Origin of the sequence: Cereibacter sphaeroides 2.4.1, from assembly GCF_000012905.2 — a bacterium.
In the GTDB taxonomy this organism is placed as follows: domain Bacteria; phylum Pseudomonadota; class Alphaproteobacteria; order Rhodobacterales; family Rhodobacteraceae; genus Cereibacter_A; species Cereibacter_A sphaeroides.
The window spans coordinates 1,245,676-1,268,248 of sequence record NC_007493.2 but is presented as its reverse complement, the minus strand read 5'-3'; the positions used below and the strand labels follow the sequence as shown (position 1 = coordinate 1,268,248).

Genomic DNA, 22,573 nt, shown 5'->3' with positions numbered 1-22,573 from the left:
CCATGGCAGAGAGCCTGCATATCGTGGGAGCCGGCATGGCCGGCTCCGAGGCCGCATGGCAGGCCGCCGAAATGGGCGTGCCCGTCGTGCTGCACGAGATGCGGCCGAAGGTGGGCACCTTCGCCCACCGCACCGGCCAGTTCGCCGAGATGGTCTGCTCGAACTCGTTCCGCTCGGACGATGACGAGCGCAATGCCGTGGGCCTGCTCCACTGGGAGATGCGCGCCGCGCGCGGGCTCATCATGGAGATGGCGGCCGCCCACCGGCTGCCGGCGGGCGGCGCGCTCGCCGTGGACCGCGATCCCTTTGCGGAGAGCGTGACGGGGCGGCTGCGGGCCCATCCGCTGATTTCCGTTGTGGAAGAAGAGGTTGCCGATCTTCCTTCGAGCGGCAACTGGATCGTGGCCACGGGGCCGCTCACCTCGTCCGCGCTGGCCGAAAGCCTGCGGGCGCTCACCGGCGCCGAGGCGCTGGCCTTCTTCGATGCCATCGCCCCCATCGTCTATGCCGAGACCATCGACATGGAAGTGGCCTGGCGGCAGTCGCGCTACGACAAGGGCGAAACCGAGGACGAGCGCACCGCCTACATCAACTGTCCGATGAACCGGGAGCAATACGAGGCCTTCATCGACGCGCTGCTCGCGGCAGAAAAGACCGAGTTCCACGAGGGTGAAACGGCAGGCTATTTCGACGGTTGCCTGCCCATCGAGGTGATGGCCGAGCGCGGGCGCGAGACCCTGCGCCACGGGCCGATGAAGCCTGTGGGCCTGACAAACAGCCACCGGCCCGAGGAGAAGGCCCATGCCGTGGTCCAGCTGCGGCGGGACAACAAGCTGGGCACGCTCTACAATATCGTGGGCTTCCAGACGAAGATGAAATACGGTGCGCAAACCGCTGTTTTCAAGATGATTCCGGGGCTCGAGAATGCGAGCTTCGCCCGGCTGGGCGGCATCCACCGCAACACCTTCCTGAACTCTCCCACCCTGCTCGACGACCGGATGCGGCTGAAGCTCAGACCGAACATCCGCTTCGCCGGGCAAGTCACGGGCGTGGAAGGATATGTCGAAAGCGCGGCCATGGGGCTTCTGGCCGGGCGGATGGCTGCGGCCGAGATCCTCGGGCGCGACCTGCCGCCGCCGCCGCCCGAGACGGCGATGGGCGCGCTGGTCACGCACATCACCGGCGGCGCCGAGGCGAAGAGCTTCCAGCCGATGAACGTGAACTTCGGCCTCTTCCCGCCCATCGACGCCAGGGGCGGCCGGCGCGGGCGCAAGGACCGCTACAAGGCCTATACCGACCGGGCGAAGGCAGCCTTCACGGAATGGCTGGGCGCGTAACCCGCTTCGCCCCCTCGCCGACGGGGCCGCTGCATCTGGGACACGCCTTCTCGGCGCTGACCGTCTGGCAGCGCGCCGCGGGCGGCACGGCCCTCCTCCGGATCGAGGATATCGACCGCAGCCGATGCCGCCCGGAATGGGAGGCGCAGATCTTCAACGACCTGCACTGGCTGGGCCTCGCGTGGCCCGAGCCGGTCCTGCGGCAGTCCGACCGCGGCGGGGCCTATCGCGCGGCGCTCGACCGCCTGACCGCCATGGAGCTCACCTATCCCTGCCGCTGCAGCCGCGCCGACATCCGAGCGGCCCTCGCCGCCCCGCAGGAGGGGGTGCCGGTCGGACCCGACGGGATCGTCTATCCCGGCACCTGCCGCGGCCGCCCCATGGCCGAGGCCGGTCCCGACGATGCAATCCGGCTCGACATGGCGCGGGCGGAGGAGCACGCGGGCGGGCTCCGCTTCCACGAGACCGGCCCGGAGGCCGAGGGCTGGCACGCACCGCAGAACCTCGCCCGCAGCGTGGGCGACGTGATGCTGGCCCGGCGCGGCTTCGGCACCTCCTACCATCTCGCCGTCGTGGTGGACGATGCCGCGCAGGGCGTCACCGAAGTGGTCCGCGGAGCCGATCTGTTCGAGGCGACCGCGATCCATGTCCTCCTGCAGCGCCTGCTGGGCCTGCCCGTCCCGGACTTCCACCATCACCGGCTGATCCGGGATGCAGCCGGAAAGCGGCTCGCCAAGCGCGACGATTCGAAGGCGCTGGGGAAATACCGTGCCGAGGGCCTGAGCCCGGCCGAGGTCCGCGCGCTGGTGGGGTTCTGAAGGGCTGGGTCAGGGGAACCTTCGGGCCATCAGCCCTCCGCCGCCTTTCGCGATCCGGGATCGGATCTCCTCGGCTTGGCGCTCCGGCGGCTTGAGGCGCGGGCGTTGGTCGACCGGGCTCAGGCGTTCCGACCTGCCCCCGCGGCGGACCTAGACGCGCAATCAGATGGCCCGGAGCCGCCCGCGACGCCGGTCAGACCATCGGGTCGAGAATGATCCGCTCCTCGCCCTCGCGGAGCGCGGTGTAGAAGCAGGAGCGGCGGTTGGTATGGCACGCCGGGCCCTCCTGCTCGATGAGCAGCAGCAGGCAGTCGCGGTCGCAGTCGATCCGCAGCTCGATCAGGCGCTGGACATGGCCCGACGTCTCGCCCTTCACCCAGAAGGCCTGCCGCGAGCGCGACCAGTAGGTGACGCACCCGGTCTCGACGGTGCGGGCGACGGCCTCGGCGTTCATCCAGGCCATCATCAGCACCTCGCCGGTCGCATGGTCCTGTGCCACGGCCGGGATGAGGCCATTGGCATCAAAGGTGAGCGATGCGGGGTCGAAGGCCATCTCGGGTTCCTTTCCATCGGACGCGCGGAGGCCTATCTAGGAGGTCGAGCGCAAAGAGGAAAGCCATGAGCGACAGCGACCTGATCAGCCTCTATTCGGGGCGCATCCTCGAACTGGCGGCGGACATCCCGCACACCGGGCGGCTTGCCGACCCACAGGGCAGCGCGCGGAAGCGCTCGCCGGTCTGCGGCTCGACCGTGACCGTGGATCTGAACCTGCGGGACGGGCGGGTGGCCGAATTCGCGCAGGATGTGAAGGCCTGCGCGCTGGGTCAGGCCTCGGCCTCGATCATGGGAGGTGCGCTGCTCGGCCGCTCGCGCGCCGAGGTCGAGGGCGCACGCGACGCATTGAAGGCCATGCTGACCGAAGCCGGGCCGGTGCCGGCCGCCCCCTTCGAGGGCTACGAGGTGCTCCTGCCCGCGCGCGACTACCGCAACCGGCACGCCTCCATCCTGCTCGCGCTGGAAGCGGCGGCCGAGGCCTTCGCCCTCGCCGATAAAGGCTGACGAACCGCCCGACGCTGCCTCTACCGGCCAGCCCGCATGAAAAGGCCGCCGCCCGGGGCAAGGGGCGGCGGCAGTGGCGTCCGGTCCTGGGGATCCTTGGGGGACAGGCAGCAGGCGGCTGCCGAGGGCGACCGGTCGCAGGCAGTCGGATCAGACGAGGTGCGGCAGGTAGAGCGCCGCGATCAGAAGAGAAAAGACGGCAGCCACGCCAAGCGCATCCTCGATCAGTGTCTCGGAGCAGCGGGACAGGACTTCCTTCATCTCGGTCAGCATGAGCGATCTCCGTCTTTATGTTCCGTCATTGTTCCCACAACCGCTAACCAGTGTAAAGAACTTTTTAAGAACCGAACGGGATTTTAAGAGAACATACCGTGGGGACAGCAGGAACTCAGGAACGGTCGTCGACCTGAGCCGTTCAAGCACCGCTGGGCGCAGGGGGTGAGAAAGGCCGAACAGCCCGCAGGCAGCGACCCTCACCGGGGGGTGCAGGCAGGGCTCGTGAAGGCGACGGTCAGAAGGGCCGCTTACCCGACGGACAGCAGACGGATCGCGCGGTCCTGATCGAGGAGCCAGAGCAGAAGCCGCGCCGCCTCTCCGCGGGGCGAGGCGAGCGTCGGATCGTCGTGAAGGAGCTTCCGCGCATCCGACTGCGCCACCTCCATCAGCGCCGACTGCCGCTCGAGATCGGCAATGCGGAAGCGCGGCAGGCCGGATTGAGCCGTGCCGATCAGGTCGCCCGCGCCGCGGATCGCCAGATCCTCCTCGGCGATGCGGAAGCCGTCCTCGGTCTCGCGCAGGATGGTGAGGCGGCGCTGGCCGCTCTCGGCCAGAGGCGCCTGATAGAGGAGAAGGCAGGTCGATTGCGCCGCCCCGCGCCCCACCCGGCCGCGCAGCTGGTGGAGCTGGGCCAGCCCGAAGATCTCGGCGCGCTCGATCACCATGATCGAGGCATTGGGCACGTTCACCCCCACCTCGATCACCGTGGTGGCGACCAGCACCCGCGTCTCGCCCGCCACGAACCGCGCCATGGCCGCATCCTTCTCGGCCGGCGGCATCTGGCCATGGACGAGCCCCACGGTGCCCTCGCCCAGAGCCGCGCGCAGATGCTGGAAGCGGGCCTCGGCCGAGGCATAGTCCACCGCCTCGCTGTCCTCGACGAGCGGGCAGACCCAGTAGGCCTGCCGCCCTTCCGCCACCGCATGGGCGAGGCTCGCGACCACCTCGTCGATGCGCTCGCAGGAGACGAGCGCGGTCTTGACCGGCGTCCGCCCGGGCGGCTTCTCGTCCAGGACCGAGACATCCATGTCTCCGTAACTGGCGAGCGCGAGGCTGCGGGGAATGGGCGTCGCGGTCATCACCAGCACGTCGGCCGCGGCCCCCTTGGCGCCGAGTTCCATCCGTTGCGCCACGCCGAACCGGTGCTGCTCGTCGACGATGGCGAGCCGCAGATCGTGGAAGATCACGTCCTTCTGGAAGACCGCATGGGTGCCGACCAGCACGCCGATCTCGCCCGCGGCAAGCGCCGCGAGCTTGGCCGCCCGCTCGGCGCCCTTGTCGCGACCGGTGAGGAGCGCGAGCCGGATGCCCGCCGCCTCGGCCATCGGCGCGAGACTCGCCAGATGCTGCCGCGCGAGGATCTCGGTCGGCGCCATCATCACGCCCTGCCCGCCCGCCTCGACGGCGATGGCGAGGGCGAGGAAGGCCACCAGCGTCTTGCCCGCCCCCACGTCGCCCTGCAGGAGCCGGTTCATCCGCTGCGGCGCCGCCATGTCGGCCGCGATTTCGGCCACGGCCCGGGTCTGGGCCGCGGTGGGCGCGAAGGGCAGGCTCTCCAGCACGCGCCGCTGCAGCGCGCCCGTGCCGACCGAGGCCACGCCCCTGCCGCGGCGGCGCGAGGCCCGGGCGAGCGTGAGGGTCAGCTGATGGGCGAAGAGCTCGTCATAGGCGAGGCGGCGCCGCGCGGCGGCGGTGGGCGTGACCTCCGCGGGGGCCTCAGGCGCATGGGCCGCCCGCACCGCCGCGGCCCAGTCGGGCCAGCCCTCGCGCGCCTTGAGGCCCGGATCGATCCATTCGGCCAGCTCCGGCAGCCGCAGGAGCGCCGCCGACGCCGCCTTCGCCACCAGCTTCTGCGTGAGCCCCGCCGTCAACGGATAGACAGGCTCGCAGGCGGGCAAGGCCGCGGCCTCTTCGGGCGGCAGCACATGATCGGGATGGACCATCTGCGCCATGCCGTCGAAGACCTCGATCCGGCCCGACACGATCCGCTGCTCGCCCGGCGGCAGGAGCTTCATCAGATAGTCGCCGCGGGCGTGGAAGAAGACGAGCGTGAACTCGGCCTCGGCATCCCGTACGGCGATGCGGTAGGGACCGCCCTTGCGCCGCGACGGGTAATGGGCGCCAACCGTCACCTCGACCGTGGCCGTCACCGGCGGCAGGACATCGCGGATCGAGGACCGGCGGCTACGATCCACCGCGGAATGCGGCAGCAGGAACAGAAGGTCCTTCGGCCGGGTCACGCCCAGCCCCGCGAAGGCCTTGGCGGATTTGGGGCCTACCCCCTCCAGCGTCTCCAGATCGGCGAAGAGCGGAAAGAGGATCTCCGGCCGGCTCATGCGTCCCCGATCAGGCGCAGCCAACCGTCCTCGTCGATCGTCTCGATGCCGAGCGCCGCGGCCTGCTTGGCCTTGGATCCCGCCCCCGGCCCCGCCACCACGAGATCGGTCCTGGCCGAAACCGAGCCGGACACTTTCGCCCCCAGCGCCTCGGCCCGCGCCTTGGCCTCGGCGCGCGACATCTTCTCGAGCGTGCCGGTGAAGACCACGATCTTGCCCGCGACGGGGCTCGCGACCGGGGCGCGCACCTCGGCATCCTCGACGGTCAGATGGGCCGCAAGCGCGTCGACCGCCGCCCGCTCGGCCTCCTGATGGAAGGCGGTGACGAGCGATGTGGCAAGCACCGCCCCCACGCCGTCGATGGAGAGAAGGTCCTGCCACTCGGGCCCCGCGCCCACCTCGGCGCGGGTCATCGCGGCCTCGAAAGCGGCCCAGGAGCCGTAGTGGGTGGCCAGAAGCGTGGCCGTGGTTTCGCCCACATGGCGGATGCCCAGCGCGAAGATCAGCCGGTGGAGCGCGATGCGCCGCCGCGCCTCGATGGCCGCGAAGAGATTCTCGGCCGATTTCCGCCCCCAGCCCTCCCGATTCTCGAGCCGTTGCATCCCGTCGCGGTAGCGGTTCGGCAGCTCGAAGATGTCGGCGGGCTGGCGGATCCAGCCGTCGCGCCAGAGCGCCTCGACCTGCTTTGCGCCGAGCCCCTCGATATCGAAGGCCGCGCGCGAGACGAAATGCTTCAGCCGCTCGACCTGCTGGGCCGGGCAGATCAGGCCGCCGGTGCAGCGGCGCACCGAATCGCCCGGCTCGCGGATGGCTTCGGAGCCGCACTCGGGGCAGGTCTCGGGAAAGCGGTAGGGCGCAGCCCCCTCGGGGCGGCGGTCGAGATCGACATCGGCCACCTTGGGGATCACGTCGCCCGCACGGTAGACCTGCACCCAGTCGCCCACGCGGATGTCCTTGCCGCCGCGGATCTCCTGCCCCTTCGAATCGCGGCCGGCGATGTAATCCTCGTTGTGGAGCGTGGCATTGGCCACCACGACCCCGCCCACCGTCACCGGCTTGAGGCGCGCCACAGGCGACAGGGCGCCGGTGCGGCCGACCTGAATGTCGATCCCCTCGAGCTGGGTCCAGGCGAGCTGGGCTGCGAACTTGTGCGCGATGGCCCAGCGCGGCGTCGAGGCCCGAAAGCCCAGCCGCCGCTGCAGCGCCAGATCGTCGACCTTGTAGACCACACCGTCGATGTCATAGCCCAGCGCCGCACGCTGCCGCTCGATCTGGGCATGTTGCGCCAGAAGCTCCTCGGGCCCCGTGCAAAGGCGGGTGAGCGGGTTCGTGGCAAAGCCCAAAGCGGCCAGACGGGCGATGGCCTCGTGCTGCGTGGCGGCCAGCGGCTCGGAATGGGCGCCCCAGGCATAGGCGAAGAAGCGCAGCGGGCGCGAGGCGGTGACAGCCGGATCGAGCTGGCGGAGCGAGCCCGCGGCCGCATTCCTCGGGTTGGCGAAGAGGCGCTGGCCCGCGGCCTCCTGCCGGCCATTCAGCGCCGCGAAATCCTCGTGGCTCATGTAGACCTCGCCGCGCACCTCGAGCAGGTCCGGCGCGCCGTCGAGCTCGGTGGGCAGGTCCGCGATGGTGCGGGCGTTCTCGGTCACATTCTCGCCGGTCTCGCCGTCGCCGCGGGTCGCCGCCTGCACGAGACGCCCCTTCTCGTAGCGGAGAGACAGCGAGAGCCCGTCGATCTTCGGTTCGGCCGTGAACAGAAGGTCGCCCACATGGCCGAGATAACGCCGGATCCGCTCGATCCAGTCCTCGACCTCGGCAAGGTCGAACGCATTCTCGAGCGAGAGCATCCGCACATCGTGGCGAACCTTCGCAAATCCTTCGGCCAGCGCCCCGCCCACCCGGTCGCTCGGGCTGTCGCTCCGGCGGAGCTCCGGGAACTGCTCCTCGATGGCCCGGTTGCGCACCTTGAGCGCGTCATAGTCCGCGTCGCTGATCTGCGGCGCGTCGTGGGTGTGGTAGGCGGTATTCGCAGCCTCGATCGCCTCTGCCAGCCGTGCAAGCTCGGCCGCGGCTTCCGCCTCGGTCAGTTGATCCACCGGCCTCTCGTCCTGCATGAGGGTCCCCCGCCTGCGCCCTCCGCAGCTTTAGGCAACCGCCCGAGCCTCGTCCAGCCCGCCTGTCCCGGAGGCCGCGCCCGGGCAGGCCGGTCAGGCGCCGATGGCGAACCGCCGGTCGGTCTCGGTCGTCACCGGATCGCGCAGGACATAGCCCCGGCCCCAGACCGTCTCGATGTAGCTCTCGCCCCCCGTGGCCTCGGCCAGCTTCTTGCGCAGCTTGCAGATGAACACATCGATGATCTTGAGTTCGGGCTCGTCCATGCCTCCGTAAAGGTGATTAAGAAACATCTCCTTCGTGAGCGTCGTGCCCTTGCGCAGCGAGAGCAGCTCCAGCATCTGATATTCCTTGCCCGTCAGATGCACGGGCTTACCCTCGACCTCGACGGTCTTCGCATCGAGATTAACGAGGATCTTACCCGTCCGGATCACGGACTGGGCATGGCCCTTCGAGCGGCGGATGATGGCATGAATGCGGGCGACCAGCTCCTCGCGGTGGAAGGGCTTGGTCATGTAATCGTCGGCGCCGAAGCCGAAGCCCTTGATCTTGTTCTCGGTATCGTCGGCGCCGGACAGGATCAGGATGGGCGTGTCCACCCGCGCAAGGCGGAGCTGGCGCAGGACCTCGTGCCCGCTCATGTCGGGCAGGTTGAGATCCAGCAGGATGAGATCGTAATCGTAGAGCTTGGCCAGATCGATCCCGTCCTCGCCGAGATCGGTGCAATAGACGTTCAGGTTCGCATGAGTCAGCATCAATTCGATGCTGCGGGACGTGGTCGGATCATCCTCCACCAGCAGTATTCTCATCACTCGCGCTCCGCATCGCCACCCTAGGTATTAACTACAATGATGCCCAATGGTTAATCATGAGTTACTCTCGCATAGGCGAAGCTGAATACAATCTAAAGTTGCCGATATTTCTGGATCATCGTGACCTTCAGCGCCTTCTCGCCGTGCGCGGCCACCGCCGACCGCCACAGGGCGAATTCCTCTTCGGACAGGCTGTAGCGGTCCAGCGCCTCGCGCTCGGTGATGAGCCCGTGGATCACCGCCTTCACGACGGCTGCCTTGCGGCTTGCAACCCAGCGCCGTGTGTCGAGCGGCGGCAGGTCGGCCCGGCTCAGAACGGTCCCGTCCGGCAGCGTCACCTGCCGCGGACCATCAACGCGCTTGAGATACATCCCTCATCCCTCCATCAGGCGGAAAGGCTGACGGAGCGGCCTTAATCATCGGTGAAACGAGGGGTTGAGACTGCGCTGCATTTTCTTATATTGCGCGCTTCACCGATCCGAAGGCGCGCAGCCATGCTCGACCATCCGCTCAATTCGCTGGGTTTCGCCAAGCCCCCCGCCGTCACCCGCGTGGTGGTGGCCATGTCGGGCGGCGTCGACAGTTCCGTGGTGGCGGCCGAGCTCGCCGCCGAGGGCTACGATGTGGTGGGCGTCACGCTCCAGCTCTACGACCATGGCGCGGCGCTGGCCAAGAAGGGCGCCTGCTGCGCCGGGCGCGACATCCATGACGCGCGGCGCGTGGCCGAGACGATGGGCTTTCCCCATTATGTGCTCGATTACGAGAACACCTTCCGCGAGGCGGTGATCGACGAATTCGCCGACGCCTATCTGGCCGGGGCCACGCCCGTGCCCTGCATCCGCTGCAACGAACGGGTGAAGTTCAAGGACCTGCTGCAGACGGCGAAGGATCTCGACGCCGACTGCATGGCGACGGGCCACTATATCCAGCGCAAGATGGGCCCGGCGGGGCCCGAGCTGCACAGCGCGGCCGACCCCGCGCGCGACCAGAGCTATTTCCTCTTCTCGACCACGCCCGAGCAGCTGGCCTTCCTGCGCTTCCCGCTCGGCCATCTCGCCTCGAAGGCCGAGACCCGCGCGCTGGCCGCGCGGCACGGATTGCCCGTGGCCGACAAGCCCGACAGCCAGGACATCTGCTTCGTGCCGAACGGCAACTATGCCGAGGTGATCCAGAAGCTGCGCCCCGGCGCGGCCGACCCGGGCGAGATCGTGGATCTCTCCGGCCGGGTGCTCGGCGAACATCGTGGCGTCATCCACTACACGATCGGCCAGAGACGCGGCCTCGGCATCGGCGGCCTCGGCGATCCGCTCTATGTGGTGCGGCTCGATCCCGAGCGGCGTCAGGTGATCGTGGGCCCGAAGGAGGCGCTCTCGACCCGGATCGTCCCGGTGCGCGAGATCAACTGGCTGGGCGATGCCCCGCTCACCTCCCGCTCCGAATGGCAGGTGATGGCCAAGGTGCGCTCCACCCGGGCCCCGCGCGAGGCGGTGATCCGCCCGCTGTCGGACACCGAGGCCGAGGTGGAACTGATCGCCCCCGAGGACGGCGTCTCGCCGGGTCAGGCCTGCGTCTTTTACGCGCCGGGCGACAGCCGCATTCTGGGCGGCGGCTGGATCTGGCGCGGCGCCCGCTGACCTGCCTCAGCCCGCCACGGCGCGCAGGGCGCGCGCGCGGCGCGCGGGAATGGCGCCGATCTCGAGCCCGGTGAAGACATGGAGCGTGTCCATTTCGCGGTCCACCACCGCGTGATCGGACACCCATCCTCCCATCATCAGATAGGTCCGCAGGAGGGGCGGCATCTGCAGCATGGCGCGCCGCGCATCCGGCTCGCGCCGTGCGAGGCGCTGGGCGAAGCGGTAGACCGAGGCGGCCTTCACCCGCGGCAACCAGCGCGGCGGCGCAAGATGGCGCTCCTTCAGCATGGCGAACGTGTCGAGATAGGCCTCGGGCTCGGTACCATGGAACGAGGAGCAGCCGAAGAGCATCTCGATCCCGGCCCGGTCCACATGCTGCGTCAGCGCCCCCCAGGCCACGCGCAGGATGTCCGGATCGCGCCGATCGGGATGGATGCAGAAGCGCCCCATCTCGACCATTGGCCCCGCGAAGCCCTCCAGCGCCGACAGCTCGTAGAACTGCGCCGAATAGCTGCGGCCGATCTCGCGCCCGCTGGCGAAGGTCAGGAAGCGGAAGCAGCCGACCAGCGCCCCGCTCTCCGCCTCCTCGATCAGCATGTGGCTGCAGGCCCCGTCGAACCGGTCGGCGTCCAGCCCGGAGGCCCCGCTTCCCGCGCGGCGCGCATGGAAGGCCAGCCAGCGAAGCTCCTGCGCCCGGCGCAGATCCTCTAGGCCCGCGGCCGGCCGCGCCAGATAGCGGCCCCTGCTGAGCGCGAGCATCGACACCTCCTCGTGACTTGCGCAGCGGAACGGCGCGCCTAGATATGAGCCGCGCCGCCGAAGGGCGCAAGCGGTCAAGGGGCCGCGCCAGCAGCGGGAGACGAACATGACCGACGAGCGCGAGAAGGTGGTGAAGAGCGATGCGGAATGGAGGGCCGAGCTTTCCGAGCTCGCCTACAAGGTGACGCGCAAGCACGGCACCGAGCGGGCCGGCACCCACGACGATTTCCCGAAGGAGCCTGGCGTCTTCCGCTGCGTGGGCTGCGGCGCGCCCCTGTTCGATCAGGCGCAGAAGTTCGAGAGCGGCACCGGCTGGCCCAGCTTCTGGGCTCCGATCGATCCCGAAGCGGTCGAGACCAGCGTGGACCGCAGCTTCTTCATGCGCCGCACCGAGGTGCATTGTGCGCGCTGCGAGGCGCATCTGGGCCACGTCTTTCCGGACGGCCCGCAGCCGACGGGCCTGCGTTACTGCATGAACGGCGTGGCCATGACCTTCGAGCCGAAGGGCTAGGCCGCCCTCCGCCGGCGCGCCCTTCATTCTGGCTCAAATATCCCGCGGGGGTCCGGGGGCGCGAAGCCCCCGGCTCCGTCCGGCCCAGCGGCTCAGCGGATGCCGTTGTCGTTGATCATGTCCTGCGTCCGCAGCGCGCCGATGTTGCCGAACAGCTGGCGCAGGAAGCCCGTGCCCTCGATCGTCGTGTCGGTCACTCGGCGCGACAGCGGCACGATCTGCCCCTTCTCGAGACCGAACCGCTCGATGTTGCGCACGGTGCCCGTCGGGTTGAAGGTGATCGCCACCACCTGACGGTCCACCTCCTGCGGCTCGCGCGCGCCGTAATGGCGGTAGCGGCTCTGCACATAATACCAGCCGCTGTCGTTCAGAAGCGTCGAGGCCGACGGCCGGCCCACGATCTCGGCCACGCTGTCGCGGGTGTCGCGGCCGACCTCGATCCGCTGCAGGTCGATCTCGGTCGGCACATAACCGTGATTGCGGTAGATCGGCTGGCAGGCGGCCACCACGACGGCAAGCGACAGTCCCAGCGCCAACCTGCGCAGGCCCCGCCGGTTTTGCGCTGCTCCGATCCTGACTTCCCGCGCCATGACGACCCCTTGCCTTGCGGGGCGAAGCCCCGTATCCCGAACGCGACGATGGACCGTCTGCGGCTCAGCCACCGGCTTACAGAAGGTCCGGCCTCTGTTCAAGGAAGGAACGAGGACCGGCACCCTGCGCCCCGGCAGCCCCGCCGCCTGCGCCCCCACCGGCGGCCCGCGGCGCGGACAAGGCGCCCGCAACCGCCCGAAAACCGGAAAGAAACCGCGTCATGCCGGAACCCGTCCAAGCCTCGAGTGCCGATCTGCCCGTCTCCTGCCCGTTCCGGGTGGCCGCCCTCTCCGCCAACCGCCCCACCCGCTTCCGCATCGAGCCCGACGCCGAGGTCCAGGGGCTGGTGGCGGCCCTGCTCGGCATCAGCGCCGTGCGCGGCATGAGCTTCAAGGGCGAGATCCGCCCGATGGGCAAGCGCGACTTCGAACTCGAGGGGCGGCTCGCGGCCACCGTGGTGCAGCCCTGCTCGGTCACGCTGGCCCCCGTCACGACGCGGATCGACGAGGCGGTGAGCCGGCATTACCTCGCCAATTACACCGTCCCCGAGGGCGAGGAGGTCGAGATCCCCGAGGACGACAGCGAACCCCTGCCCGAGGTGATCGATGCCGGCGCCGTCGCGGTCGAGGCCCTCGCGCTCGCGCTGCCGCTCTACCCCCGCGCGCCGGGGGCCGAGCTCGACGCCGCGACGTTCGCGCCCCCCGGGGCGGCCCCGCTCTCGGACACCGACCTGAAACCCTTCGCGAGCCTGGCCGAGCTCCGCCGCCGGATGGGCGGCGACGAGCCCGCGGGCGGCGCCGAGGGCGACGGCTGACCAAGCCCGCGGCCCATGCGCCACGCCCCGAGAGAAAGGGGCTTGCGCCGGGCCAGAATCCCACTATGTTCCGCGCCTCGTTCGACACGCGGATCACAAGCGCCCGCCCCTTGGGGAAGCGCGCGAATCCCCAAGGCAAAACAGGGGCCTGGCCCCTCCGTAACACGAGGTTGAGACATGGCTGTCCCTCAGAACCGAGTCACCCGTTCCCGGCGCAACATGCGTCGCTCGCACGACGCGCTCGTCGCTTCCAATCCGGCCGAGTGCCCGAACTGCGGCGAACTGAAGCGCCCGCACCACGTCTGCGGCGCCTGCGGTCACTATGACTCGCGCGAAGTGGTGGCGGTGACGGCGGAAACCGATCTGGACGAGGACGCGGCGTAAGCCGCGCCTGACCTCCCCCCAACGCATGGCAAGCGAAACCGCATTCCAGGCGACGGGCGCAGGACGCATAGTCATATCCGTCGATGCGATGGGCGGAGACCGGGGTCCGGCCGCTGTTGTGGCCGGCCTCGCTGAATCCGCCTCCGCCATCCCCGGCGCCTATTTCATCGTCCATGGTGACGAGGCCCATCTTGGCCCGATGATCGCCAAGCGCAAGGACCTCAAGGGTCGCTGCGAGATCCGCCACGCTCCGCGCGTGGTCACGATGAACGACAAGCCGAGCCAGGTCATGCGCCATGGCGAAGGCACCTCCATGTGGTCCTGCATCGAGAGCGTCCGCGCGGGCGAGGCGACCGTCGCGGTCTCCTGCGGCAACACGGGCGCACTGATGGCAGTCTCGATGATCCGGCTGCGCAAGCTGCCCGGCGTCAACCGGCCGGCCATCGCCTGCATGTGGCCCTCGCGCAATCCCGGCGGCTTCAACGTGATGCTGGACGTCGGCGCCGACATCAAGGCCGACGCCGAGGATCTTGCGCAATATGCCCTGATGGGCGCCTCCTATGCCCGCAACGGTCTCAGCCTCGAGCGTCCCCGCGTGGGCCTGCTGAATGTGGGCACCGAGGAGCACAAGGGCCGCGCCGAACTCAAGGTGGCCCAGGATCTGATCTCGGCCAATGCCGCCGCCGGCGCCTACGAATTCGTGGGCTTCATCGAGGGCGGCGACATCCCCGGCCGCCGCTGCGACGTGATCGTCACCGACGGCTTCACCGGCAATGTCGCGCTGAAGACGGGCGAAGGCACGGCCAAGCTCATCTCGGATTTCCTCCGCGAGGCGTTCGGCGCGAACATCCTGTCGAAGATGGCGGCGGTTCTGGCGCTGGGCTCCCTCAAGCGGCTGCAGAAGCGCATCGATCCGCGCCGCGTGAACGGCGGCGTCTTTCTCGGGCTGAACGGAACCGTGGTGAAATCGCACGGCTCCGCCGATGGCACGGGGGTCGCCGCGGCCATCGCGCTGGCGGCCCGGCTCGCGCAATCGGGCTTCCACGAGCGGCTGGCGGCACGGCTTGCATCCGCCGGACGGGCGGGGCAGGATGCCCCGGACGAGATGGCCGCCCCCGGCAGATCTGAGAAACGGTAGAGCTGAATGACAATACGCGCCGTGGTGAGGGGCGTCGGGCACTATCTGCCCGACCGTGTCGTCCCGAACTCCGAACTCGAGGCGATCGTCGAGACGACCGACGAATGGATCCGCACCCGGTCGGGCATCGAACGGCGGCATTTCGCGGCGGAGGGACAGACGACCTCCGACCTCGCCGCCCGCGCGGCGCGTGCAGCGCTCGAGGACGCGGGGCTTCAGCCGGACGACATCGACACGCTGATCGTCGCCACCTCCACGGCCGATCTCACCTTCCCCTCCGCCGCCACCATGGTGCAGGCGGCCTTGGGCATGACCCGCGGCTTCGCCTTCGACGTGCAGGCGGTCTGCGCGGGCTTCGTCTATGCGCTGGCCAATGCCGATGCGCTGATCCGCTCGGGTCAGGCGCAGCGCGTGCTCGTGATCGGGGCCGAGACCTTCAGCCGCCTGATGGACTGGAACGACCGGGCCACCTGCGTGCTCTTCGGCGATGGCGCGGGCGCGGTGGTGCTCGAGGGCACCGAGAGCGCCGGCACCTCCGCCGACCGCGGCATCCTTGCGACCGACCTGCATTCGGACGGCCGCTTCAAGGACCTGCTCTATGTCGATGGCGGCTCCTCGACCGGCACCACGGGCCACCTGCGGATGCAGGGACGCGAGGTTTTCCGCCATGCCGTTGAGAAGCTTGCAGAAACAGCGCATACGGCACTGGAGAAGGCGGGCCTCGGCGCCGGCGATGTCGACTGGATCGTGCCGCATCAGGCCAACCTGCGCATCATCTCGGCCACCGCCCAGCGGATGCAGGTTCCGATGGACCGCGTGATCCTGACGGTGCAGGATCACGGCAATACCTCGGCCGCCTCGATTCCCCTGGCCCTCTCGGTCGGCAAGGCACGCGGGCAGATCAAGGAAGGCGACCTTCTGGTCACCGAAGCGATCGGCGGCGGGCTCGCCTGGGGCTCGGTGGTCCTCCGCTGGTAGACCTGTCTCAACGGCCCGCTCCAAGCCGTTGATATTGACTCGGAATCCTTCATACCTCATCCTGTGGCGAAACCTTGGGTGGGGAATGTGATGAGCGACAAGACCTTGACGCGCATGGATCTGAGCGAAGCGGTGTTTCGCGAGGTGGGCCTGTCTCGCAACGAATCCGCGCAGCTGGTGGAATCCGTGCTTCAGCATGTGTCGGACGCGCTGGCCTCGGGCGAGACGGTGAAGATCTCCTCCTTCGGCACCTTCACGGTGCGCGACAAGTCGGCCCGGATCGGCCGCAACCCCAAGACGGGCGACGAGGTACCGATCTCGCCCCGCCGGGTCCTCACCTTCCGCCCCTCGCATCTGATGAAGGAGCGTGTCGCCGCCGGCGGCAAGAACTGATCGGACATGCGGATGGAAAAATCGGCTGAAGCCTTCCGCACGATCAGCGAGGTCGCCGACATCCTGCAGACGCCGGCCCATGTGCTGCGCTTCTGGGAGAGCCGCTTCCCGCAGATCCGGCCGGTCAAGCGGGCGGGCGGGCGGCGCTACTACCGGCCCTCCGACGTGGCATTGCTCGCCGGCATCCGCCGCCTGCTCCATGACGAGGGCATGACCATCCGCGGCGTGCAGAAGATCCTGCGCGAGCAGGGCGTGCGCCATGTGGCGGGCCTCGGCGGACAGGATCCCGGCGCCGACGATCCTGCCCTGGACGAGGCGCCCTTCGCCGCGGTCGAGGAAGAGCCGCGCGGCGAGGTCGTGCCCTTCGCGCGCGAGCCGCAGCGGGCAGAGACCCTGCGCCGCGCCGCGGCCGCGCATGCCGCGTCCGCTCTCTCCGATCCCGAGCCCGTGCCGACCAAGGGCGCGGACGAGCCACCGGAAGAGGCCCCGGCCGATCCGCCGCAGACGCCTGTCACCGAGATCGAACCCGCGGCCCCCTTTGCCTGGTCCCCGCCCGAGCCGCTCGTCGCGCGTCGCGATCCCGGCGAGGTTCCGGCACGGCTGCGTCGCAGCACGGCCCCCCTGCCGCCGAAGCCCGAGGCAAAGCGCCCCTCCCCGGAGGCCACCCTGCCCTGCGAGCCGGAGGCCGAATCGGACGGCGCCTCGGTTGATTCGGACGGGGACGCGGCGGTGACATGGCGTCCCGCGCGGCTCAGGGCGCTTCCTGCGGGCTGTCTTCACGCGCAGCGGGCCGAGGTGCTGGCCTTGCGCGAACGCCTGCTGGCCTTGCGCGACCGGCTTCGGCAGGCGTGACGGGGGTGCGGAATAAGGCGGGAGATCCGGTGCGTTTCCCGCTTGCTCCCGCGGCAAATCTCGTTATGTATCCCGCCTGTCGGGCCGTGGCGCAGCCTGGTTAGCGCGTCCGTCTGGGGGGCGGAAGGTCGCGAGTTCGAATCTCGCCGGCCCGACCAACAAAGAAGCCCGCCTCTGTCGAGGCGGGCTTCTTTGCTTCTGAAAGCCTGTCGAGGAGAGAGGGATGGCCGGAGTTCTCGCATCGCAACGGATCCGGTCGCTGATCGCCTCGGGCGCCATTGCCGCCGACATTCCCCCGATCGCCGGACAGATCCAGCCCGCGAGCCTCGATCTGCGGCTCGGCCGCGTGGCCTATCGCGTGCGCGCCTCGTTTCTCGCGGGCGCCGGCCGCTCGGTGAAAGATCGCCTCGCCGAATTCGAGATGCACCGGGTGGATCTGACCCAGGGCGCCGTGCTCGAGAAGGGCTGCGTCTATGTCATCCCGCTGATGGAGAGCCTTGCCCTGCCGCCGGGCGTCTCGGCCGTGGCCAACGCCAAGAGTTCCACCGGGCGGCTCGACCTGCTCACCCGCACCATCGCCGACGGTGGCACCGAGTTCGACCGGATCCGCGACGGCTACCATGGCCCGCTCTATGCCGAGGTCTGCCCGCGCAGCTTCTCGGTCCTCGTCCGCCCCGGGATGCGGCTGAACCAGATCCGCTTCCGGGCGGGCGAGGCCACGCTGTCGGATGCGGAGCTCGCCGACCTTCACGGGCGCGAGCCGCTCGTCGACGGCACGCCGGTGATCTCGGGCGGGCTCGGCTTCTCGGTCGATCTGCGCCCCGTCGAGGGGGATCTCGTGGGCTACCGCGCCAAGCCGCACACCGGCCTGATCGATCTCGACCGAATCGGCCACTATCCGGCCTCGGACTTCTGGGAGGAGGTGCGCGCGCGCGACGGGCGCATCATCCTCGATCCCGGCGCCTTCTACATTCTCGTCAGCCGCGAGGCGGTGACGATTCCGCCCGATCATGCCGCCGAGATGGCGCCCTACCTCGCCATGGTGGGCGAATTTCGCGTCCATTACGCGGGCTTCTTCGATCCGGGCTTCGGCCATGCGCAGGCCGGCGGCACGGGCTCGCGCGGGGTTCTGGAAGTGCGCTGCCACGAGGCGCCCTTCGCGCTCGAACATGGGCAGGTCGTGGGCCGCCTCGTCTACGAGCGGATGGAGGAGCGCCCGGACATGCTCTATGGCGCGGGCATCGCCTCGAACTATCAGGGCCAGGGGCTGAAGCTCGCGAAACATTTCCGGGCCGGCTGACCGCGCGGAAGGCCCCGCTGCCGGACGGACGCCGCAGGGGCTGCGCCCTGCCCGGCGCCGCCGCTTCGGTCCGGCCTTGCGGCCAGCCGCCCTCCGGGCCTTTCCCTCGACGGACGGCTATGCAGACGGCGCCGGGCGGCCGCTCACAGCCACTTCTTCCATTTGAAATAGGCCCAGGCACCGGCGGCGGAGGCCAGCATCAGCCCGAGCGCGCCGGGATAGCCCCAGGGCCGCTCCAGTTCGGGCATGTGGGCGAAGTTCATGCCGTAGATGCTTGCGACCAGCGTCGGCGGCAGGAACAGCACCGCCACCACGGACACGATCTTCACGGTCGCGTTCTGCGCGAGGTTGATCATGCCCAGCGTGGCGTCCGTCGCCAGCGCCACCCGCTGCGAGACGAAATCGGCATGGACCTCCATCGCCGCGATGTCGCGCTGCAGGCTCTTGATCGCGGGCTTCAGCCCCTCCTGCTCGATCCGGTCGGGCACGGTCTGGGCGAAGAAGCCGAGCGCCCGCTCCAGCGTCAGGAGCGCGAGGCGGATGTGGGCCAGCCGCTCGCCCTCGCGCCCGACCTGTTCCAGCAGCTCCTGCAGCCGCTCGGGCGCCGGCGCGCCATGAGAGCGCGTGGCCACCGGCGGCTGGAAGATCGCGCGCGAGACCGTGTCGAGGCTCCGCCCAGATCCTTCCATCAGATCCGCGAGCCGCCCCACGATCTCCTCGATCAGCCCCAGAAACACCTGCTCGGGGCGGGCGCAGCCGAGGCCCACCTTGTCGGCGCGCTCGGGATAGGTCTCGAAGGGGCGCGGCACATGATGGCGCACCGTCACCAGGCGCTCGGGCGAGAGCACGAAACAGACGGGCGCGGAAATCTGCTCCTTCAGCTCGGTCTGGCCCGGCAGCACCACCGTCATGTAATCGAGCCCCTCCTCGCGGTAGAGGCGGCTCGAGACCTCGATCTCCTCCATGTCGGCCAGCGTCGGCACCTCGACCCCCAGCTGCCGGACAGCCTCGACCTGACCTGGAAGCGGCTTGTAGAGGTCGATCCAGAGGGCCGAGGCGAGGCAGGCCTCGGCCTCCGGTTCCGACGCGGGCGGCAGGCGGCGCAACTTGGCCCCGTTTCTCTGATAGGCAAACAGCATGGCACCTCCGGCTGACAGCTCTGGCTTAGCGCAGCCATCCGGCGCGACAAGGGCGGATCGCACGGGAACCGGGGCCGTTCCGCGCCTCTCCTCCCGCACCGACGCTTCCGACGCATTGCACATCGGCGCGGATCGTGAGACGGAAAGCCCGCCCGAGCGCCTTCCGGTCGCGCAGGCGGAACGAGACCAGCTGCCCGCGGCCCGCCCGCCGGGGCCTGCCCGAAGGAGAGCCCGGATGACCGAGGAGATCCTCTTCGCCCCCGACGCCGATGCGCGCGCCTTCCGCGACGCGCTCGGCCGGTTCGCGACGGGCGTGACCGTGGTGACGGTGCTGACCGACGACGGGCCGGCCGGCATGACCGCCAACAGCTTCGCCTCGGTCTCGCTCGACCCGCCGCTGGTGCTCTGGTCTCCGGCCCGGTCCTCCAGCCGGTTCGACCTCTTCGCCAATGCCGCGCATTATGCGATCCATGTGCTCGATGCCGATCAGGGCGATCTCGCCGCGCGTTTCACCCGCGGCGGCGCAGGCTTCGAGGGCCTGAGCTATCGCTCGAATGCCGAGGGCGTGCCCCTCCTGCCCGCGCCCCTCGCCCGGTTCGACTGCCGGCAGGCCGCCCTGCACGAGGGCGGCGACCATGCCATCGTGCTGGGCTCGGTGCTGCGGGCGACCCTGCGTCCGGGCGCGCCGCTCCTCTTTTCGCAGGGCCGGTTCGGGCGCTTCCTCCCCGAGAGCTGACCTCACCTTGCGGCATCTCGCCACGGGCCGTCCGCCATGCTACATGTGCTCCCGATGAGGAGTTCCATGCCCATGTCCTTCGACCTGCACGACCCGCAACTGGATGCTGACGAGGCGGCACCCGTGCCTCCCGAGCAGATGGTGATGCAGGCGCAGGCGGCCGCGGGCTTTCTCAAGGCGCTCTCGCACGAGGGGCGTCTGATGATCCTCTGCCATCTCTCGAACGGCGAGCGATCGGTGACCGAGCTCGAGTCGCTCCTCGCCTCGCGGCAGGCGGCCGTCAGCCAGCAGCTCGCGCGGCTCCGGCAGGAGGGGCTGGTGTCGGCCCGGCGCGAGGGCAAGACGATCTGGTATTCCATCGCCGATCCCAAGGTGAGCCGCGCCATGGTGCTGCTCTACGACATGTTCTGCCGGCCCTGAGGCAGAGGCCATGTGCGGACGCATGGCCCACAAGGAGCTGACCTGGGCGCAGCTTGCCGGCTGGATGCAGGGGCTCGCGCCCGGTGCGACCGAGATCGAGACCCGCTACAACGTGCCGCCCACGGCGATGATTCCCATCGTGCGGCAGGGGCCCTTGGGTCTTCAGGGCGATCTCGCCCGCTGGGGGCTGATCCCCGCCTTTCACCGCGGCAGCCTGAAGGACTGGAAGGCCACCACCATCAATGCGCGCATCGAGAGCGTGGCGACCGCGCCCAGCTTCCGCGCGGCCTATCGCGGCGGACGCTGCCTCGTGCTGGCCTCGGGCTATTACGAGTGGCAGGTGCGCGGCGGGGTGAAATATCCCCACTACATCCGCCCCTCGGGCAATGCACCGGCCCTCCTCATGGCGGGGCTCGAAAGCCGCGTGCGCCTGCCCGAGTACGAGGGTCCGACCTGCGCCGTCCTGACAGAGCCCGTGCGCGGTGCGCTGGCGCAGGTGCACGACCGGATGCCGGTGATGATGGGCCTCGAGGCGGCCGCCGACTGGCTCGGCGGCTGCCCGGTCGAGGCGCTGCCGCGCCTGCCGATGGAGGCTCTGGGCTGGCACGAGGTCGCCCGGACGGTCAACTCGATCCGCAACGAGGGTCCCGATCTCATCGAGCCGATCGAGCCCGTGGCGCCGGATCTCTTCTCCCTCTGACCCGGCGCTGCACCCGGCCGACGCGGCGGGCAGCCGGCGGTCGACCGATGCCAATGCCGGGGAAGACGCTGTTCCGCACAACGGCGAGTGCCGAGGAGGTGCCGAGCGTGCCGAAGGCCACGGCACTGTCGATGGCGGGTCGCGACCGAGGAGGTGCGACAATGCCGATGGCCGGGACGCTCTCCTGCACGGCAGCAGGCTCCGTGTGTCCCTCGCATCCACCCTCAGGCGCATCAGTCTTGCCCAGGCTTCGCGGCGCCCCCGCCGGCCTCCGTTACAAAACTGTCACCGAACTGCAATAAACCCGACTCGCAGGAGGTCTAGGACGGCCCCGAGGTCGCCCGGCGCGGCCGTCCCAACCGACAGGAGTACCCCATGTCCCTTCTCAAGCTCACGGTGTCGTCGCTGGCCGTGGTCGCCGCCTCCGCAGGCATCGCCGCTGCCCGCGACAACATCCAGAGCGCCGGCTCCTCGACCGTGCTGCCCTATGCCACCATCGTGGCCGAGGCCTTCGGCGAGAACTTCGACTACCCGACGCCGGTCGTCGAATCCGGCGGCTCGGGCGCGGGGCGCAAGAAACTCTGCGAAGGCGTGGGCGAGAACACCATCGACATCGCCAACTCCTCCTCGCGCATCAAGCAGTCCGACATCGACCTCTGCGCCCAGAACGGCGTGAACGAGATCATGGAAGTGCGCATCGGCTACGACGGGATCGTCTTCGCCTCGGACATCCAGGGCCCCGACTTCGCCTTCACGCCGGCCGACTGGTTCAAGGCGCTCGCGGCGCAGGTGGTGGTCGACGGCAAGCTCGTGGCCAACCCGAACAAGAGCTGGAAGGACGTGAACGGCGACTTCTCCGACCAGCCGATCCTCGCCTTCATCCCGGGCACCAAGCACGGCACCCGTGAAGTGTTCGACGAGAAGGTGGTCCTCGCCGGCTGCGAGGAAAGCGGCGCCATGGAGGCCTTCGCGGCCGCGAACGGCGGCGACGAGGACAAGGCCGAAGAGCTCTGCATGACGCTGCGCACCGACGGTGCCTCGGTCGACATCGACGGCGACTATACCGAGACGCTCTCGCGCATCAGCGCCAACAAGAACGCCATCGGCGTGTTCGGCCTGTCGTTCTACCAGAACAACACCGACAAGCTGAAGGTTGCCACCATGTCGGGCGTCAGCCCCTCGGTCGAGACCATTGCCGCCGGCGACTACCCGGTGTCGCGCCCGCTCTTCTTCTACGTCAAGAACGCCCATCTCGACGTGATCCCGGGCCTGCAGGAATATATCGAGTTCTTCGTCTCCGACGAGATGGCCGGCCCCGACGGCCCGCTCGCGGCCTACGGCCTCGTCTCGGATCCCGAGCTGGCCAAGACGCAGGAAATGGTCGCGAACCGCGTGCCGATGGGCCCGCTGAGCAACTGACCCTCCCCCGGCGGCGCGAGGCTCCTCGCGCCGCCTCCTTCCCTTGACCGGACATAGC

General features: G+C 69.4%; 25 protein-coding genes and 1 tRNA gene. 17 read left to right on the top strand and 9 right to left on the bottom strand.

Features of this window, described 5'->3' with window-relative positions:
- Positions 1 to 2: 2 nt before the first annotated feature.
- Together trmFO and gluQRS are read left to right on the top strand one after the other, a co-directional pair.
- Positions 3 to 1,337, top strand: coding sequence for a methylenetetrahydrofolate--tRNA-(uracil(54)-C(5))-methyltransferase (FADH(2)-oxidizing) TrmFO (gene trmFO / locus RSP_RS06210; RefSeq protein ID WP_011337618.1), 1,335 nt, complete (start codon positions 3 to 5; stop codon positions 1,335 to 1,337).
- Complete coding sequence (gene gluQRS, locus RSP_RS06205; RefSeq protein WP_011337617.1) at positions 1,322 to 2,155, top strand: tRNA glutamyl-Q(34) synthetase GluQRS; 834 nt, start codon at positions 1,322 to 1,324, stop codon at positions 2,153 to 2,155. The genes trmFO and gluQRS overlap by 16 nt, the downstream gene beginning before the upstream one ends.
- Before the next feature lie 193 nt (positions 2,156 to 2,348).
- Here gluQRS and hisI read toward each other — a convergent pair whose 3' ends face one another.
- Complete coding sequence (hisI, locus tag RSP_RS06200) at positions 2,349 to 2,708, bottom strand: phosphoribosyl-AMP cyclohydrolase (protein ID WP_011337616.1); 360 nt, start codon at positions 2,706 to 2,708, stop codon at positions 2,349 to 2,351.
- A 65-nt stretch (positions 2,709 to 2,773) separates the two neighbouring features.
- Here hisI and RSP_RS06195 point away from each other — a divergent pair, with 65 nt between their 5' ends.
- On the top strand, positions 2,774 to 3,214 hold the full coding sequence (locus tag RSP_RS06195; protein ID WP_002719774.1) for an iron-sulfur cluster assembly scaffold protein: 441 nt from the start codon (positions 2,774 to 2,776) through the stop codon (positions 3,212 to 3,214).
- 150 nt (positions 3,215 to 3,364) lie between these two features.
- On the opposite strand, the gene RSP_RS22645 is transcribed toward RSP_RS06195, so the two are convergent.
- The 5 genes from RSP_RS22645 to sciP form a co-directional block, all read right to left on the bottom strand.
- The gene (locus RSP_RS22645; RefSeq protein WP_002719773.1) at positions 3,365 to 3,487 is read right to left on the bottom strand and encodes a hypothetical protein; all 123 of its coding nucleotides are present in this window, start codon (positions 3,485 to 3,487) and stop codon (positions 3,365 to 3,367) included.
- A 251-nt stretch (positions 3,488 to 3,738) separates the two neighbouring features.
- Positions 3,739 to 5,826 carry an ATP-dependent DNA helicase RecG gene (gene recG / locus RSP_RS06190; protein WP_011337615.1) on the bottom strand — a complete coding sequence of 696 codons (2,088 nt, stop codon included), beginning with the start codon at positions 5,824 to 5,826 and terminating at the stop codon, positions 3,739 to 3,741.
- Positions 5,823 to 7,937, bottom strand: coding sequence for an NAD-dependent DNA ligase LigA (gene ligA / locus RSP_RS06185; RefSeq protein ID WP_011337614.1), 2,115 nt, complete (start codon positions 7,935 to 7,937; stop codon positions 5,823 to 5,825). The genes recG and ligA overlap by 4 nt, the downstream gene beginning before the upstream one ends.
- Positions 7,938 to 8,030: 93 nt before the next feature.
- On the bottom strand, positions 8,031 to 8,744 hold the full coding sequence (gene ctrA / locus RSP_RS06180; RefSeq protein ID WP_002719770.1) for a response regulator transcription factor CtrA: 714 nt from the start codon (positions 8,742 to 8,744) through the stop codon (positions 8,031 to 8,033).
- A 95-nt stretch (positions 8,745 to 8,839) separates the two neighbouring features.
- On the bottom strand, positions 8,840 to 9,118 hold the full coding sequence (sciP, locus tag RSP_RS06175) for a CtrA inhibitor SciP (protein ID WP_002719769.1): 279 nt from the start codon (positions 9,116 to 9,118) through the stop codon (positions 8,840 to 8,842).
- A gap of 123 nt (positions 9,119 to 9,241) precedes the next feature.
- On the opposite strand from sciP, the gene mnmA reads away from it, so the two are divergent.
- Positions 9,242 to 10,381 carry a tRNA 2-thiouridine(34) synthase MnmA gene (gene mnmA / locus RSP_RS06170; RefSeq protein ID WP_011337613.1) on the top strand — a complete coding sequence of 380 codons (1,140 nt, stop codon included), beginning with the start codon at positions 9,242 to 9,244 and terminating at the stop codon, positions 10,379 to 10,381.
- A gap of 6 nt (positions 10,382 to 10,387) precedes the next feature.
- On the opposite strand, the gene RSP_RS06165 is transcribed toward mnmA, so the two are convergent.
- Complete coding sequence (locus RSP_RS06165) at positions 10,388 to 11,140, bottom strand: GNAT family N-acetyltransferase (RefSeq protein ID WP_011337612.1); 753 nt, start codon at positions 11,138 to 11,140, stop codon at positions 10,388 to 10,390.
- Positions 11,141 to 11,246: 106 nt separating this feature from the next.
- Between RSP_RS06165 and msrB the strand changes: the two genes are divergently transcribed.
- The gene (gene msrB / locus RSP_RS06160; RefSeq protein WP_011337611.1) at positions 11,247 to 11,651 is read left to right on the top strand and encodes a peptide-methionine (R)-S-oxide reductase MsrB; all 405 of its coding nucleotides are present in this window, start codon (positions 11,247 to 11,249) and stop codon (positions 11,649 to 11,651) included.
- 92 nt (positions 11,652 to 11,743) lie between these two features.
- Here the strand turns inward: msrB and RSP_RS06155 are convergent, their stop codons facing one another.
- Positions 11,744 to 12,241 carry an outer membrane protein assembly factor BamE gene (locus RSP_RS06155; RefSeq protein ID WP_011337610.1) on the bottom strand — a complete coding sequence of 166 codons (498 nt, stop codon included), beginning with the start codon at positions 12,239 to 12,241 and terminating at the stop codon, positions 11,744 to 11,746.
- A gap of 221 nt (positions 12,242 to 12,462) precedes the next feature.
- On the opposite strand from RSP_RS06155, the gene RSP_RS06150 reads away from it, so the two are divergent.
- The 8 genes from RSP_RS06150 (at position 12,463) to RSP_RS06115 (ending at position 18,101) form a co-directional block, all read left to right on the top strand.
- On the top strand, positions 12,463 to 13,056 hold the full coding sequence (locus RSP_RS06150; RefSeq protein WP_011337609.1) for a YceD family protein: 594 nt from the start codon (positions 12,463 to 12,465) through the stop codon (positions 13,054 to 13,056).
- Positions 13,057 to 13,233: 177 nt separating this feature from the next.
- Positions 13,234 to 13,440, top strand: a complete 207-nt coding sequence (gene rpmF / locus RSP_RS06145; RefSeq protein WP_002719763.1) for a 50S ribosomal protein L32 — start codon at positions 13,234 to 13,236, stop codon at positions 13,438 to 13,440.
- A 25-nt stretch (positions 13,441 to 13,465) separates the two neighbouring features.
- Positions 13,466 to 14,578, top strand: coding sequence for a phosphate acyltransferase PlsX (gene plsX / locus RSP_RS06140; RefSeq protein WP_011337608.1), 1,113 nt, complete (start codon positions 13,466 to 13,468; stop codon positions 14,576 to 14,578).
- A 6-nt stretch (positions 14,579 to 14,584) separates the two neighbouring features.
- On the top strand, positions 14,585 to 15,556 hold the full coding sequence (locus RSP_RS06135) for a beta-ketoacyl-ACP synthase III (RefSeq protein ID WP_011337607.1): 972 nt from the start codon (positions 14,585 to 14,587) through the stop codon (positions 15,554 to 15,556).
- 90 nt (positions 15,557 to 15,646) lie between these two features.
- Positions 15,647 to 15,949, top strand: a complete 303-nt coding sequence (gene ihfA / locus RSP_RS06130) for an integration host factor subunit alpha (protein ID WP_002719760.1) — start codon at positions 15,647 to 15,649, stop codon at positions 15,947 to 15,949.
- Positions 15,950 to 15,955: 6 nt separating this feature from the next.
- On the top strand, positions 15,956 to 16,801 hold the full coding sequence (locus RSP_RS06125; RefSeq protein WP_011337606.1) for a MerR family transcriptional regulator: 846 nt from the start codon (positions 15,956 to 15,958) through the stop codon (positions 16,799 to 16,801).
- 80 nt (positions 16,802 to 16,881) lie between these two features.
- A tRNA-Pro gene (locus RSP_RS06120) sits at positions 16,882 to 16,959 on the top strand.
- Positions 16,960 to 17,024: 65 nt separating this feature from the next.
- Positions 17,025 to 18,101 (top strand): 2'-deoxycytidine 5'-triphosphate deaminase, encoded by a 1,077-nt coding sequence (locus RSP_RS06115; protein ID WP_011337605.1) that lies wholly within the window; start codon positions 17,025 to 17,027, stop codon positions 18,099 to 18,101.
- 143 nt (positions 18,102 to 18,244) lie between these two features.
- On the opposite strand, the gene RSP_RS06110 is transcribed toward RSP_RS06115, so the two are convergent.
- Positions 18,245 to 19,240: a magnesium transporter CorA family protein gene (locus RSP_RS06110; RefSeq protein ID WP_011337604.1), complete on the bottom strand. Its 996-nt coding sequence runs from the start codon at positions 19,238 to 19,240 to the stop codon at positions 18,245 to 18,247.
- A gap of 235 nt (positions 19,241 to 19,475) precedes the next feature.
- Here RSP_RS06110 and RSP_RS06105 point away from each other — a divergent pair, with 235 nt between their 5' ends.
- The 4 genes from RSP_RS06105 to RSP_RS06090 all read left to right on the top strand — a co-directional run bounded on the left by RSP_RS06105 (position 19,476) and on the right by RSP_RS06090 (position 22,515).
- The gene (locus tag RSP_RS06105) at positions 19,476 to 19,976 is read left to right on the top strand and encodes a flavin reductase family protein (protein ID WP_002719756.1); all 501 of its coding nucleotides are present in this window, start codon (positions 19,476 to 19,478) and stop codon (positions 19,974 to 19,976) included.
- A gap of 66 nt (positions 19,977 to 20,042) precedes the next feature.
- On the top strand, positions 20,043 to 20,396 hold the full coding sequence (locus RSP_RS06100; RefSeq protein WP_002719755.1) for an ArsR/SmtB family transcription factor: 354 nt from the start codon (positions 20,043 to 20,045) through the stop codon (positions 20,394 to 20,396).
- A gap of 10 nt (positions 20,397 to 20,406) precedes the next feature.
- Positions 20,407 to 21,096 (top strand): SOS response-associated peptidase, encoded by a 690-nt coding sequence (locus tag RSP_RS06095; RefSeq protein WP_011337602.1) that lies wholly within the window; start codon positions 20,407 to 20,409, stop codon positions 21,094 to 21,096.
- 375 nt (positions 21,097 to 21,471) lie between these two features.
- The gene (locus RSP_RS06090) at positions 21,472 to 22,515 is read left to right on the top strand and encodes a substrate-binding domain-containing protein (protein ID WP_011337601.1); all 1,044 of its coding nucleotides are present in this window, start codon (positions 21,472 to 21,474) and stop codon (positions 22,513 to 22,515) included.
- Positions 22,516 to 22,573: the final 58 nt, after the last annotated feature.

Coding starts and splice junctions, on each gene's coding strand:
- trmFO (WP_011337618.1), top strand. CDS start 3: ATGGCAGAGAGCCTGCATATCGTGGGAGCCGGCATGGCCGGCTCCGAG.
- gluQRS (WP_011337617.1), top strand. CDS start 1,322: ATGGCTGGGCGCGTAACCCGCTTCGCCCCCTCGCCGACGGGGCCGCTG.
- hisI (WP_011337616.1), bottom strand. CDS start 2,708: ATGGCCTTCGACCCCGCATCGCTCACCTTTGATGCCAATGGCCTCATC.
- RSP_RS06195 (WP_002719774.1), top strand. CDS start 2,774: ATGAGCGACAGCGACCTGATCAGCCTCTATTCGGGGCGCATCCTCGAA.
- RSP_RS22645 (WP_002719773.1), bottom strand. CDS start 3,487: ATGCTGACCGAGATGAAGGAAGTCCTGTCCCGCTGCTCCGAGACACTG.
- recG (WP_011337615.1), bottom strand. CDS start 5,826: ATGAGCCGGCCGGAGATCCTCTTTCCGCTCTTCGCCGATCTGGAGACG.
- ligA (WP_011337614.1), bottom strand. CDS start 7,937: ATGCAGGACGAGAGGCCGGTGGATCAACTGACCGAGGCGGAAGCCGCG.
- ctrA (WP_002719770.1), bottom strand. CDS start 8,744: ATGAGAATACTGCTGGTGGAGGATGATCCGACCACGTCCCGCAGCATC.
- sciP (WP_002719769.1), bottom strand. CDS start 9,118: ATGTATCTCAAGCGCGTTGATGGTCCGCGGCAGGTGACGCTGCCGGAC.
- mnmA (WP_011337613.1), top strand. CDS start 9,242: ATGCTCGACCATCCGCTCAATTCGCTGGGTTTCGCCAAGCCCCCCGCC.
- RSP_RS06165 (WP_011337612.1), bottom strand. CDS start 11,140: ATGCTCGCGCTCAGCAGGGGCCGCTATCTGGCGCGGCCGGCCGCGGGC.
- msrB (WP_011337611.1), top strand. CDS start 11,247: ATGACCGACGAGCGCGAGAAGGTGGTGAAGAGCGATGCGGAATGGAGG.
- RSP_RS06155 (WP_011337610.1), bottom strand. CDS start 12,241: ATGGCGCGGGAAGTCAGGATCGGAGCAGCGCAAAACCGGCGGGGCCTG.
- RSP_RS06150 (WP_011337609.1), top strand. CDS start 12,463: ATGCCGGAACCCGTCCAAGCCTCGAGTGCCGATCTGCCCGTCTCCTGC.
- rpmF (WP_002719763.1), top strand. CDS start 13,234: ATGGCTGTCCCTCAGAACCGAGTCACCCGTTCCCGGCGCAACATGCGT.
- plsX (WP_011337608.1), top strand. CDS start 13,466: ATGGCAAGCGAAACCGCATTCCAGGCGACGGGCGCAGGACGCATAGTC.
- RSP_RS06135 (WP_011337607.1), top strand. CDS start 14,585: ATGACAATACGCGCCGTGGTGAGGGGCGTCGGGCACTATCTGCCCGAC.
- ihfA (WP_002719760.1), top strand. CDS start 15,647: ATGAGCGACAAGACCTTGACGCGCATGGATCTGAGCGAAGCGGTGTTT.
- RSP_RS06125 (WP_011337606.1), top strand. CDS start 15,956: ATGCGGATGGAAAAATCGGCTGAAGCCTTCCGCACGATCAGCGAGGTC.
- RSP_RS06115 (WP_011337605.1), top strand. CDS start 17,025: ATGGCCGGAGTTCTCGCATCGCAACGGATCCGGTCGCTGATCGCCTCG.
- RSP_RS06110 (WP_011337604.1), bottom strand. CDS start 19,240: ATGCTGTTTGCCTATCAGAGAAACGGGGCCAAGTTGCGCCGCCTGCCG.
- RSP_RS06105 (WP_002719756.1), top strand. CDS start 19,476: ATGACCGAGGAGATCCTCTTCGCCCCCGACGCCGATGCGCGCGCCTTC.
- RSP_RS06100 (WP_002719755.1), top strand. CDS start 20,043: ATGCCCATGTCCTTCGACCTGCACGACCCGCAACTGGATGCTGACGAG.
- RSP_RS06095 (WP_011337602.1), top strand. CDS start 20,407: ATGTGCGGACGCATGGCCCACAAGGAGCTGACCTGGGCGCAGCTTGCC.
- RSP_RS06090 (WP_011337601.1), top strand. CDS start 21,472: ATGTCCCTTCTCAAGCTCACGGTGTCGTCGCTGGCCGTGGTCGCCGCC.